General features: G+C 72.7%; 12 protein-coding genes. All 12 read left to right on the forward strand.

All coding sequences use genetic code 11. The annotated features are described in order from the left end of the window. Window positions 1-75 precede the first annotated feature (75 nt). The 12 genes from AB0P03_RS00560 to AB0P03_RS00615 all read left to right on the forward strand — a co-directional run bounded on the left by AB0P03_RS00560 (window position 76) and on the right by AB0P03_RS00615 (window position 12,973). Complete coding sequence (locus AB0P03_RS00560; RefSeq protein ID WP_363618192.1) at window positions 76-1,278, forward strand: methyltransferase; 1,203 nt, start codon at window positions 76-78, stop codon at window positions 1,276-1,278. A 162-nt stretch (window positions 1,279-1,440) separates the two neighbouring features. Then, a complete protein-coding gene (gene argC / locus AB0P03_RS00565; RefSeq protein ID WP_363583798.1) occupies window positions 1,441-2,469 on the forward strand; it encodes an N-acetyl-gamma-glutamyl-phosphate reductase in 1,029 nt (342 codons plus the stop codon). Window positions 2,470-2,483: 14 nt separating this feature from the next. Then, window positions 2,484-3,638, forward strand: a complete 1,155-nt coding sequence (argJ, locus tag AB0P03_RS00570) for a bifunctional glutamate N-acetyltransferase/amino-acid acetyltransferase ArgJ (RefSeq protein ID WP_363627541.1) — start codon at window positions 2,484-2,486, stop codon at window positions 3,636-3,638. A 144-nt stretch (window positions 3,639-3,782) separates the two neighbouring features. Further along, a complete protein-coding gene (gene argB / locus AB0P03_RS00575; protein WP_363627542.1) occupies window positions 3,783-4,658 on the forward strand; it encodes an acetylglutamate kinase in 876 nt (291 codons plus the stop codon). Beyond that, a complete protein-coding gene (locus AB0P03_RS00580; protein WP_363627459.1) occupies window positions 4,655-5,860 on the forward strand; it encodes an acetylornithine transaminase in 1,206 nt (401 codons plus the stop codon). Before argB ends, AB0P03_RS00580 begins: the two co-directional genes overlap by 4 nt. Before the next feature lie 23 nt (window positions 5,861-5,883). Continuing rightward, complete coding sequence (locus tag AB0P03_RS00585; protein ID WP_063346843.1) at window positions 5,884-6,432, forward strand: arginine repressor; 549 nt, start codon at window positions 5,884-5,886, stop codon at window positions 6,430-6,432. Between the two features lie 171 nt (window positions 6,433-6,603). Continuing rightward, a complete protein-coding gene (locus AB0P03_RS00590; RefSeq protein WP_363583794.1) occupies window positions 6,604-7,797 on the forward strand; it encodes an argininosuccinate synthase in 1,194 nt (397 codons plus the stop codon). A 44-nt stretch (window positions 7,798-7,841) separates the two neighbouring features. After that, a complete protein-coding gene (argH, locus tag AB0P03_RS00595; protein ID WP_363627460.1) occupies window positions 7,842-9,278 on the forward strand; it encodes an argininosuccinate lyase in 1,437 nt (478 codons plus the stop codon). A gap of 107 nt (window positions 9,279-9,385) precedes the next feature. Beyond that, a complete protein-coding gene (locus AB0P03_RS00600; RefSeq protein ID WP_159398377.1) occupies window positions 9,386-9,643 on the forward strand; it encodes a hypothetical protein in 258 nt (85 codons plus the stop codon). A gap of 488 nt (window positions 9,644-10,131) precedes the next feature. After that, window positions 10,132-10,635 (forward strand): GNAT family N-acetyltransferase, encoded by a 504-nt coding sequence (locus AB0P03_RS00605; RefSeq protein WP_363583790.1) that lies wholly within the window; start codon window positions 10,132-10,134, stop codon window positions 10,633-10,635. A gap of 578 nt (window positions 10,636-11,213) precedes the next feature. Next, window positions 11,214-12,239, forward strand: a complete 1,026-nt coding sequence (locus tag AB0P03_RS00610) for an ATP-binding cassette domain-containing protein (protein ID WP_363583788.1) — start codon at window positions 11,214-11,216, stop codon at window positions 12,237-12,239. After that, window positions 12,236-12,973, forward strand: coding sequence for a methionine ABC transporter permease (locus AB0P03_RS00615; RefSeq protein WP_363372851.1), 738 nt, complete (start codon window positions 12,236-12,238; stop codon window positions 12,971-12,973). The genes AB0P03_RS00610 and AB0P03_RS00615 overlap by 4 nt, the downstream gene beginning before the upstream one ends. Window positions 12,974-12,980: the final 7 nt, after the last annotated feature.

Consider the following 12,980-nt stretch of genomic DNA (forward strand, 5'->3'; position numbering starts at 1 on the left):
ACCCCTCTCGGCCGGGCACTTCCAGTATCCGTCGAAACGGTTCCCCGTCGGGCCGTCGGATAGCCTGAGAACACGATGAATCCCGAGATCACGCCCGCCGCGGCGACCCAGTTCAGTACGCCGTGGGGCGCCTTCGACCTCACCCGCTTCCCGGAGGACCCGCGTGAGCGGCTGCGGGCCTGGGACGCGGCCGACGAGTACCTGCTGCGCCACCTCGCGGGCGAGGCGGACAGCGCCGCCGGCACCGCGACCGACCTGGCCGGCCGCCGGATCGTCGTCCTGGGCGACCGCTGGGGCGCGTTGACCACCGCGCTGGCCGCCCACGAGCCGGTGCAGATCGTCGACTCCCACCTCGGCCGGCAGGCCACCCTGGCCAACCTGGCGCGGGCCGGCGCCACCGTCGACCCGGCCCGACTGCTGACCACCCGGGACGCCCCGCCGGAGCGGATCGACGTCCTGCTGGTGCGCGTCCCCAAGAGCCTGGCCCTGCTGGAGGACCAGCTGCACCGGCTGGCCCCCGCCGTCCACCCGGGCACGGTGGTGGTCGGCGCCGGCATGGTCGCCGAGATCCACACCTCCACGCTCCAGCTCTTCGAGCGGATCCTCGGCCCGACCCGCACCTCGCTCGCCGCCCGCAAGGCCCGGCTGGTCTTCTGCACCCCGGATCCGGCGCTGGACCCCGGCCCCAGCCCGTGGCCGCACCGCTACGCGCTGCCGCCGGACGTCGGGGCGGTCTCCGGGCGCACGGTGGTCAACCACGCCGGCACGTTCTGCGCCGAGCGCCTCGACATCGGCACCCGCTTCTTCCTCGGCCACCTGCCGACCCCGGCGCCCGGGGCCCGGGTGGTCGACCTGGGCTGCGGCAACGGCGTGGTCGGCACGGCCGCCGCGCTGGCCGGGCCGGGTGCGGAGCTGGTGTTCGTCGACGAGTCCCATCAGGCGGTGGCGTCGGCGGAGGAGACCTTCCGCGCCAATCTGGGCCCGGACGCCCGGGCGGAGTTCCTGACCGCCGACGCGCTGGCGCCGGAGGTGGCGCCCCCGGGCTCGGTGGACCTCGTCCTGAACAATCCGCCGTTCCACTCGCACCAGGCCACCACGGACGCCACCGCCTGGCGGATGTTCACCGGTTCCCGGCGGGCGCTGCGGCCGGGTGGGGAACTGTGGGTGGTCGGCAACCGCCATCTCGGCTACCACGTCAAGCTGCGGCGTCTCTTCGGGAACTGCCAGCTGGTGGCGGGCAACCCCAAGTTCGTGGTGCTGCGCGCGGTCAAGCGGTAGTCCGGCGTCCGCTCGGTCGGTGGCTGTTCGGTCGCGGGCCGGTGGCGGCCCGGCCGGGCGGACGCAGGGCGGTTTTCGGGCGTTCTTCGGGGTCCTGACCGCAGCTTCTTGCATGAATGTTCCGTACTGCGTATATTCATGCCACAACAAAGGAGGAACGCCATGGCATTGCGAGTCGCCGTCGCCGGCGCGAGCGGATACGCGGGCGGCGAGGTGCTGCGTCTGCTGCTCGGCCACCCGGAGGTGGAGATCGGGGCGCTGACCGGCGGCTCGAACGCGGGCACCCGGCTGGGCGCGCTCCAGCCGCACCTGATCCCGCTCGCCGACCGCGTCCTCGAACCCACCACCCCCGAGGTGCTGGCCGGCCATGACGTGGTCTTCCTGGCGCTGCCGCACGGCCAGTCCGCCACCGTCGCCGAGGCGCTCGGCGACGAGGTCCTGGTGGTCGACTGCGGCGCCGACTTCCGGCTGCGCGCCGCCACCGACTGGGAGCAGTTCTACGGCTCCGCGCACGCCGGCACCTGGCCCTACGGCCTGCCCGAACTCCCCGGCCACCGGGCCGCATTGAAGAGCAGCAACCGGATCGCCGTGCCCGGCTGCTACCCGACGGCCGTGTCCCTGGCGCTGTTCCCGGCGTACGCGGCCGGACTCGCCGAGCCGGAGGCCGTCGTGGTCGCCGCCTCCGGCACCTCCGGTGCGGGCAAGGCCGCCAAGACCCACCTGCTGGGCAGCGAGGTCATGGGCAACGTCAGCCCGTACGGCGTCGGCGGCGTGCACCGGCACACCCCGGAGATGGTGCAGAACCTCACCCCGGTCGCGGGCGAGCCCGTCACCGTCTCCTTCACGCCGACCCTCGTCCCGATGCCGCGCGGCATCCTCGCCACCTGCTCCGCCAAGGCGCGGCCCGGCGTGACCGCCGAGAGCCTGCGCGCCGCCTACGCCGGGGCGTTCGCGGACGAGCCGTTCGTCCACCTGCTGCCCGAGGGGCAGTGGCCGCAGACCAGCAGCGTCTACGGCGCCAACACCGCCCTCGTCCAGGTCGCGCTGGACGCCACCGCCGGGCGGATCATCGCGATCAGCGCGATCGACAACCTCGTGAAGGGCACCGCGGGCGGCGCGGTGCAGAGCATGAACATCGCCCTGGGCCTGCCCGAGGAGCTGGGCCTTCCCGTGAACGGAGTCGCACCGTGAGCAACAGTACGAACGTGGGCGTGACGGCCGCCAAGGGCTTCCGGGCCGCCGGTGTGACCGCCGGCATCAAGGCCTCCGGCACCCCCGACCTCGCCCTGGTGGTCAACGACGGCCCCGCGCTCGCCGCCGCCGGCGTCTTCACCGCCAACCGCGTCAAGGCCGCGCCGGTCGTCTGGTCCGAGCAGGTCCTCAAGGGCGGCCAGGTGTCCGCCGTGGTCCTCAACTCCGGCGGCGCCAACGCCTGCACCGGCCCGCTCGGCTTCCAGGACACCCACGCCACCGCGGAGAAGGTCGCCGGGGAGCTGGAGCTCAACGCCGGCGAGGTCGCCGTCGCCTCCACCGGCCTGATCGGCGAGCGCCTCCCGATGGACGTCCTGCTGCCCGGCGTCGCGCTGGCCGCCCGGGAGCTGAGCGCGACCGGCGGCGAGGCCGCCGCGATCGCCATCAAGACCACCGACACCGTGCACAAGACCGCCCAGGTCACCAGCCCGGCGGGCTGGACGGTCGGCGGCATGGCCAAGGGCGCGGGCATGCTCGCCCCGAGCCTGGCCACCATGCTGGTCGTGATCACCACCGACGCCGACCTGGATGCCGCCGCCCTGGACACCGCGCTGCGCGGCGCCACCCGCACCACCTTCGACCGGATCGACTCCGACGGCTGCATGTCCACCAACGACACCGTGCTGCTGCTGGCCTCGGCCGCCTCCGGCGTCGTCCCGGACGAGGCCGAGTTCGCCGAGGCGGTCCGCACCGTCAGCGCCGAGCTGGCCCGCCGGCTGATCGCCGACGCCGAGGGCGCCAGCAAGGACATCCGGATCGACGTCACCGGCGCCGCCACCGAGCAGGAGGCCGTCGACGTCGCCCGGACGATCAGCCGCAACAACCTGCTCAAGTGCGCCATCCACGGCGAGGACCCCAACTGGGGCCGGGTGCTGGCCGCGATCGGCACCACCGACGCCGCCTTCGACCCGGACCGGCTGGACGTGGCCATCAACGGCGTCTGGGTCTGCAAGGACGGCAGCGTCGGCGAGGACCGCACCCTGGTGGACATGGCCGGCCGCGAGGTCGTCATCACCGCGAACCTCAACGCCGGTACGGAGAGTGCCTCGTTGTGGACCAACGACCTCACCGCCGACTACGTCCACGAGAACAGCGCCTACTCGACCTGATGCCCGACAGGTGACGCGCGCCACCTGATGCGCGCCACCTGATCCGCGACACCCGATGCGCGACACCCGTTCGGACGAGGGACACCCGTGAAGATCGCACCCAAGGGCGAACAGGCCCGCAACAACACCGCGTTGCCCAAGGCGATGACGCTGATCGAGGCGCTGCCGTGGCTGGAGCGCTTCCACGGCAAGACCGTCGTGATCAAGTTCGGCGGCAACGCCATGGTGGACGAGAGCCTCAAGTCGGCCTTCGCCCAGGACGTCGTCTTCCTCCGCTACGCCGGCCTGCACACCGTCGTGGTGCACGGCGGCGGCCCGCAGATCAGCGCCCAGCTGGACCGCCTCGGCCTGGAGTCCAGCTTCACCAACGGCCTGCGGGTCACCACCCCCGAGACCATGGACGTGGTCCGGATGGTGCTGGCCGGCCAGGTGCAGCGCGAACTCGTCGGCCTGCTCAACGAGCACGGCCCGTTCGCGGTCGGCATGACCGGCGAGGACGCGCACACCATGACGGCGGTCAAGCGGTACGCGGTGGTGGACGGCGAGCAGGTCGACATCGGCCTGGTCGGCGACATCGTCAACATCGAGGCCGGCGCGGTGAAGGCGCTGATCGCCGACGGCCGGATCCCGGTCATCTCCTCGATCGCGCGCGGCGCCGACGGCCACGTCTACAACATCAACGCCGACACCGCCGCGGCCGCCCTCGCGGTCTCGCTGGGCGCCGAGATGCTGGTGGTCCTGACCGACGTCGAGGGCCTCTACGCGGACTGGCCGAACTCCGACGACGTGATCAGCCAACTCGCCGCGAGCGAGCTGGAGGAGCTGCTGCCGAGCCTGGCCAGCGGCATGCTCCCCAAGATGGAGGGCTGCCTGCGCGCCGTCCGCTCCGGGGTGGGCACCGCCCGCGTCCTGGACGGCCGGGTGCAGCACAGCCTGCTGCTGGAGATCTTCACCGACGAGGGCATCGGCACGATGGTCGTGCCGGACGACGAACAGACCGTGACCGGGGGACTGGCATGACCGCGAACGAGCAACTGACCGGCCGGTGGCAGCACACCTTCACCGACAACTACGGCACCCCGCGGATCGCGCTGGTGCGCGGTGCGGGCGCCAAGCTCTGGGACGCCGACGGCAAGGAGTACACCGACCTGCTCGGCGGCATCGCCGTCAACGCGCTCGGCACCGCCCACCCGGCGGTCGTCGAGGCGGTCAGCCGGCAGATCGCCACCCTGGGCCACGTCTCCAACCTCTTCATGGCCGAGCCGACCATCGCCCTCGCCGAGCGGCTGCTGCGGCTGGACGGCCGGGAGGGCGGCCGGGTGTTCTTCTGCAACTCCGGCGCCGAGGCCAACGAGGCCGCGTTCAAGATCAGCCGCCGGACCGGCCGCACCCACCTGGTCGCCCTCCAGGGCGCCTTCCACGGCCGGACGATGGGCGCCCTCGCGCTCACCGGCCAGCCGGCCAAGCAGGAGCCGTTCCGCCCGCTGCCCGGCGACGTCACGCACGTCCCGTTCGGCGACGTCGAGGCGCTGCGCGCGGCCGTCACCACCGAGACCGCGGCGGTCTTCCTGGAACCGGTCCAGGGCGAGAACGGCGCCATCCCGCTGCCCGAGGGCTACCTGAGGGCGGCCCGCGAGATCACCCGGGCCACGGGTACCCTGCTGGTCCTGGACGAGATCCAGACCGGCGTCGGCCGCACCGGGTACTGGTACGCCCACCAGGCCGTCGAGGGCGTCGAGCCGGACGTCGTCACCCTCGCCAAGGCGCTCGGCGGCGGGCTGCCGATGGGCGCGGTGCTGGCCTTCGGCGAGGCCGCCGAACTGCTCACCCCGGGCCAGCACGGCACCACCTTCGGCGGCAACCCGGTGGCCGCGGCGGCCGGGCTCGCGGTGCTGGACACCATCGAGTCCGAGGGCCTGCTGGAGCACGTCCGCAAGCTGGGCGAGCGGCTGCGCCAGGGCGTCGAGGCGATCGGCGACCCGCTGGTCTCGCACGTGCGCGGCGCCGGACTGCTGCTCGGCATCGTGCTCACCGAGCCGGTGTCGGCACGGGTGCAGGCCGCCGCGCAGGAGGCGGGCTTCCTGGTCAACGCGGCCGTCCCGGACGCCGTCCGGCTGGCCCCGCCGCTGGTGCTGACCGAGCAGGAGGCGGACGCGTTCCTCGCCGCTCTGCCGGGCGTCCTGCGGGCGGTGCGCGAGAGCGCCCCGGTCGATGCGAGCTGACCGTTGTCCGGGAGAATAACCACATGACCGTTTCCCACTCCGGCCCGTCCGCCGCAGGCCCGTCGCCGCAGGTGCCGCAGACCCGCACCGCGCGGCACCGGCGGATCGTGGACCTGCTCACCCGCCAGCCCGTGCGCTCGCAGAGCCAGCTCGCCAAGCTGCTCGCCGACGACGGACTCGTGGTCACCCAGGCGACGCTCTCCCGGGACCTGGACGAGCTGGGCGCGGTCAAGATCCGCAACCGGGACGGCGCGCTGATCTACGCCGTCCCGGCGGAGGGCGGCGACCGCACGCCGCGCGCGCCGATGGGGGAGTCGGCCAGCGAGGGCCGGATGGCCCGGCTGGCCGGCGAGCTGATGGTCTCCGCGACGGCCTCCGGCAACCTGGTGGTGCTGCGCACCCCTCCGGGGGCCGCGCAGTTCCTCGCCTCGGCGATCGACCAGGCGGAGGTGTTCGAGATCATCGGCACCATCGCCGGCGACGACACCGTCCTGCTGATCAGTCGGGACCCGGCGGGCGGCCAGGCGCTCGCCGACCACCTCATGCAACTCGCCCAGGCGAAGGCCCAGTAGCGCGCGACGACGCGAGACCCCGACGCGCAACGACGCGCAACGACACGAAACCCCGACCGGTGGAGACTTCCCCGGCCGGGGTTTTGTGTTTCATACGGACTAGTGCATACTTATGCCTGTCGCCGTAAACCTGTACGGAAACCCTGTACGTAGAGCTGTAAGGAGAAAGCCGTGGCCGAGCGCGTCGTACTCGCCTACTCGGGCGGACTGGACACCTCCGTCTGCATCGGCTGGATCGCCGAGGAGACGGGCGCCGAGGTCATCGCCGTCGCCGTCGACGTCGGCCAGGGCGGCGAGGACCTGGAGGCGATCCGCCAGCGCGCGCTGGACTGCGGCGCCGTCGAGGCCGAGGTCGCGGACGCCCGCGACGAGTTCGCCGACGAGTACTGCCTCCCGGCGATCAAGGCCAACGCGCTCTACCAGGGCCAGTACCCGCTGGTCTCCGCGCTGTCCCGGCCGGTCATCGTCAAGCACCTGGCCGCCGCCGCCCGCAAGCACGGCGCCACCACCGTCGCGCACGGCTGCACCGGCAAGGGCAACGACCAGGTCCGGTTCGAGGTCGGCATCAACTCGCTGGCCCCCGGCCTGAAGTGCATCGCCCCGGTGCGCGACTACGCGATGACCCGGGACAAGGCGATCGCCTTCGCCGAGGCCAAGGGCCTGCCGATCGCCACCACCAAGAAGTCCCCGTACTCGATCGACCAGAACGTCTTCGGCCGGGCCGTCGAGACCGGCTTCCTGGAGGACATCTGGAACGCCCCGATCGAGGACGTCTACGACTACACCCAGGACCCGGCCGCCCCGCGCGAGGCCGACGAGGTGGTCATCACCTTCGACGCCGGCGTCCCGGTGGCCGTCGACGGCCGCAAGGTCACCGTCCTCCAGGCCATCGAGGAGCTCAACAAGCGGGCCGGCGCCCAGGGCGTCGGCCGGCTGGACATGGTCGAGGACCGGCTGGTCGGCATCAAGTCCCGGGAGATCTACGAGGCCCCCGGCGCGATCGCCCTGATCACCGCGCACCAGGCCCTGGAGAACGTCACCGTCGAGCGCGAACTCGCCCGCTACAAGCGGCAGGTGGAGCAGCGCTGGGCCGAACTCGTCTACGACGGCCTCTGGTTCTCCCCGCTCAAGCGCGCGCTGGACGGCTTCGTGAACGAGGCCAACCAGCACGTCTCCGGCGAGATCCGGATGGTCCTGCACGGCGGCCGGGCCGTGGTCAACGGCCGCAGGTCCGACCAGTCGCTGTACGACTTCAACCTCGCCACCTACGACACCGGCGACACCTTCGACCAGTCGATGTCCAAGGGCTTCATCGAGATCTTCGGGATGTCCTCGAAGCTCGCCGCCCGCCGCGACCTCGCCTGATCCCCTCCCGTCCCCACCCCCCTTCCCCGTCAGGAGCCCACGCGATGTCCGCCGACCAGCACGCAGACCAGACCGCCGACGTCCGCCTCTGGGGCGCGCGCTTCGCCGACGGCCCGTCCGAGGCGCTGGCCAGGCTCTCCGCCTCGGTCCACTTCGACTGGCGCCTCGCGCCGTACGACATCGCCGGCTCCAAGGCCCACGCCCGGGTCCTGCACAAGGCCGGCCTGCTCTCCGAGGACGAGCTCGCCGCGATGCTGGCCGGCCTCGGCCAGCTGCTCGCCGACGTCCAGGCGGGCACCTTCACCGGGACCGTCGCCGACGAGGACGTGCACACCGCCCTGGAGCGTGGCCTGCTGGAGCGCCTCGGCGCCGACCTCGGCGGGAAGCTGCGGGCCGGGCGCTCGCGCAACGACCAGATCGCCACCCTGTTCCGGATGTACCTGCGGGACCACGCCAGGACCATCGGCGCCCTGGTGCTCGACCTCCAGCACGCCCTGGTCGGCCTCGCCGAGGCGCACCCGGACACCGCGATGCCGGGCCGCACCCACCTCCAGCACGCCCAGCCCGTCCTCTTCGCCCACCACGTCCTCGCGCACGTGCAGGCCCTCGGCCGGGACGCCGAGCGGCTGCGCCAGTGGGACGCCCGCACCGCCGTCTCCCCGTACGGCTCCGGGGCGCTGGCCGGCTCCTCGCTCGGCCTCGACCCGCAGACCGTCGCCGCCGACCTCGGCTTCGAGGGCGGCTCGGTCGGCAACTCCATCGACGGCACGGCCTCGCGCGACTTCGTCGCCGAGTTCGCGTTCGTGACCGCGATGATCGGCATCAACCTCTCCCGGATCGCGGAGGAGGTGATCATCTGGAACACCAAGGAGTTCGGCTTCATCACGCTGCACGACGCCTTCTCCACCGGTTCCTCGATCATGCCGCAGAAGAAGAACCCGGACATCGCCGAGCTCGCCCGGGGCAAGTCCGGCCGGCTGATCGGCAACCTGACCGGCCTGCTGGCCACGCTCAAGGCCCTGCCGCTCGCCTACAACCGGGACCTCCAGGAGGACAAGGAGCCGGTGTTCGACTCCTGCGACACGCTGGAGGTGCTGCTGCCCGCGTTCACCGGGATGATGGCCACCCTCACCGTGCACCGGGAGCGGCTGGAGGAGCTGGCCCCGGCCGGCTTCTCGCTCGCCACCGACATCGCCGAGTGGCTGGTCAAGCAGGGCGTGCCGTTCCGGGTCGCGCACGAGGTGGCCGGCGCCTGCGTCAAGGTCTGCGAGGCCGAGGGCATCGAGCTGTCCGACCTGACGGACGAGCAGTTCGCGGCGATCTCGGTGCACCTGACGCCCGAGGTCCGGTCGGTGCTCAGCGTGCACGGCGCCATCGCCTCCCGCAACGGGCGCGGCGGCACCGCGCCGTCGGCGGTGGCGGTCCAGCTCGCCGAGGTGAAGGCGGACCTGGCGCGGCAGCAGGAGTGGATCCAGGGCTGACCACCGGTCTGCGGGGGAGGGGCGTGACGGTCCGACCGTCGCGCCCCTCCGGCGTCCGCACCCCCGGTCGGGCGTAACCCGGCCCGCCTCGGCCCGTCATGCACGGTGTGTGCACAACCCTTCCGCCCGTCCCCTCCGCCGAGGACGTCTTCCTCGCCGAACGCCGCCGCCGCGTGGTCCGCGAGACCGTGGCCGGCCTGCCGGGCCGCTGCCCCGAGCTGGTCGCCGCCCTCGCCGAGGATCCGCCGCCGACCTACCGGGAGCTCTCCGAACGCCTCGGCATGCCGCGCGGCTCGATCGGGCCCACCCGCTCCCGCTGCCTCGCCTGCCTGCGGATCCTCCTCCACGCCGAGCGGTACCCGTGAGGGGTACCCGCGAGCGGCCGGTGACGCTCCGCACGCAGATCACCCCGGAGGCGGCTCCGCCCGAGTGACGTTCCGCCCGCCCGCCCGCCGCCGTCGGCCGCGGCCGTCGGCCGCCGCCCCCCGCGTGACCCTCGCCACGTCGAGCCGTCGCCGCCCCCGGCCGCGCCCCGCGCGCGGCGCCCGCCACCGGCCCCACCGCCCGCCCCGCCCCCGCGTGACCCTCGCCACGTCGAACGCCCCGAAGGTTGAGAGCAGCTGACACACGGGTAGAGCGCTGGCGAACGTAGCTCTTGACGGTGCCGCGATCACTCGGATACTGAGCGTGAGCGCGTCGCCGTCGACCCGGTCACTTCCGGGCCGCGCGGCTGGTACGTTCGTGCGCCACCCCCGGTCAGGGCAGATCCCCGACCGGGACATCTCCGGCAGGGCATCCGGTGCGTCACCCTCACGTTTGCGCGCCGGGCACGACGATGGGGAGGCCCCAGCACATGGGCATGAGCGTGATCATCTCGGCGGCGGACGCCGAGGACGCGGAGCAGATCCTCAAGCTCCAGTACCTCGGCTACCAGCCCGAGGCGGAGCTGTACGGCGACTGGGCGATCGAGCCCCTGACGCAGAGCCTGGAGAGCCTGCGCGCCGAACTGTCCGGGCAGTACGTCCTGGTCGCCCGGCTGGGCGACGAGGTGGTCGGCACCATCCGAGGTCACGTCGACGCCGAGGGCGTCGGCCGGATAGGGCGCCTGGTCGTCCACCCGAGGATGCAGCGGCACGGCCTGGGCGGCCGGCTGCTGGACGCGCTGGAGCGCCGCCTCGCCGAGGACGGCCGTCCGGTGACCTCCTACCGCCTGTTCACCGGCCACCGCAGCCTCGGCAACCTGCGGCTGTACACCCGCCTGGGCTACCGGCAGTCCGCGGTCGAGCAGGTCACCGACCGGCTCAGCCTGGTACACCTGGAGAAGCCCGCCGTGGTGTCGCTCGCCGCGACCGCCTGAGCCCTCCGCCCGTTCCGGCCCGCACGGCGCCGCCACCATCCGGACACTCCGGTGGCGGCGCCGAGCCGCATCGTCGCTGGTGGCGGCGTCGGGTGTCCGCATTGCGGACATCACATCCAAGTAATTGGGTCCAAATCGACCCATCTGATTTACTGGCTCACATGACTGCGACGACGAAATGGACCCCCACCGGCACCCTGCCGGCAGGTGAGCGCGCCATGTGCCGTCGAATGTGTCACCGCTGAGGGCCACCGCCCCCGGCACCCGGTTGAGGGTGCCCCCACCTCGCGCCCCGAAGCGAGACCCGGCGTCGTTCCCGTCCGTGCGAGCGCGCCCAGCCTGCCACACCCCTTCTCCCGCCTGCCCGCCCATGGGCGGGTGGTCGTCCACGACGACTCGTGCCCGTGACTCGTGCCCGATGACTCGTAAGGGCCACGCCGTCGCGCGGCCCGGCCGCTCAGCGGCCACGATCAAGAGGTGGCAGGTCCGGATCCCCCTGGCGAAGCGCCGTGCACGTCGCCGACCGCACCCCGGTCGGGCGGCCGCCCGCCGCCCGCCCCCGACCCACGGAAGCAGCTGTGATCACCACCACGGACCTCACGAAGGTCTACCGCTCCCGAGGCCGCGAGGTGAGCGCCCTCGCCGGCGTCGACCTGCACGTCCGCCCTGGCGAGGTCTACGGAGTCGTCGGCACCAGCGGCGCCGGCAAGTCCACGCTCATCCGCTGCGTGAACATGCTGGAGCGTCCGACCTCCGGCACCGTCACGGTGGACGGGGTCGAGCTGACCGCGCTGTCCGGCGGCGAGAACCGGGCCGGCCGGGAGCTGCGGGAGGCGCGGCGCCGGATCGGCATGGTCTTCCAGCACTTCAACCTGCTCTCCTCGCGGACCGTCCAGCAGAACGTCGAGCTCCCGCTGGAGATCATCGGGCTGGACCGCACCCAGCGCCGCCGCAAGGCCGCCGAACTGCTCGACCTGGTCGGCCTCGGCGACAAGGCCCGCAGCTACCCCAACCAGCTCTCCGGCGGCCAGAAGCAGCGCGTCGGCATCGCCCGGGCCCTGGCCGGCGACCCCAAGGTGCTGCTCTCCGACGAGGCCACCTCGGCGCTCGACCCGGAGACCACCCGTTCGATCCTCAAGCTGCTGCGCGACCTCAACCAGCAGCTCGGCCTCACCGTCCTGCTGATCACCCACGAGATGGACGTCATCAAGTCCGTCTGCGACTCCGCGGCCCTGATGCGCGGCGGCCGGGTGGTCGAGTCCGGCAGGCTGACCGACCTGCTGGCCGAGCCCGGCTCCGAGCTGGCCCGCGAGCTGTTCCCGCTCAGCGAGTTCGGCACCGGCCACCCCGGCTCGACCGTGCTGGAGATCACCTTCCAGGGCGACTCCTCGGCCCAGCCCTTCGTCTCCCAGCTGGCCCGCACCTACCAGATCGACATCAACATCCTCGGCGCCGCGGTGGAGACCATCGCCGGCCGGATGGTCGGCCGGATGCGGGTCGAGCTCTCCGGCGGCCACCAGGACAACGTGGTGCCGATCGGCTACCTGCGCGAGCAGGGCCTACAGGTGGACGTACTGGGCACGGCGGACGGAGCGGTGGCATGACCTGGGACCAGATGTGGGCCCTGATGGGGCCCGCCACGCAGGAGACCTTCCAGATGGTCGGCGTCTCCACGGCCGTCACCGTGCTGCTCGGCCTGCCGCTGGGCATCCTGCTGGTGCTGACCGACAAGGGCGGGCTGCTGGCCAACCGGGCCGTCAACAAGTCGATCGCCTTCGTGGTGAACATCGCCCGCTCGGTGCCGTTCATCATCCTGATGATCGCGCTGATCTCCTTCACCCGCTGGCTGGTCGGCACCTCCATCGGCTGGCAGGCGGCGACCGTGCCGCTCACCATCGGTGCCATCCCGTTCTTCGCCCGCCTGGTCGAGACCTCCGTCCGCGAGGTCGACCGCGGCCTGGTCGAGGCCGTCCAGGCGATGGGCGGCAGCACCTGGACGATCGTCCGCAAGACGCTGCTCCCGGAGGCGCTGCCCGGCATCGCCGCCTCGGTGACCACCACGATCATCACGCTGATCAGCTACTCCGCGATGGCCGGCACGGTCGGCGGCGGCGGCCTCGGCACGCTCGCCGTCAACTACGGCTACCAGCGCTTCGAGACGGCCTTCATGTGGGTCATCGTGGCCGAGCTGGTGATCCTCGTCACCGCCGTCCAGCTGATCGGCGACTTCGCCGTCCGGCGCCTCGCCAACCGCGGCGGCACCGGCGGCCGGACCCGCCTGCTGGGCCGCACCCCGGCCGGACCGGCCGCCCCCGACGAGGACCTCGTCGCCCCCTAGACCTCCC

It is taken from the genome of Kitasatospora sp. NPDC088779 (assembly GCF_040685395.1).
Classification (GTDB): Bacteria; Actinomycetota; Actinomycetes; order Streptomycetales; family Streptomycetaceae; genus Kitasatospora.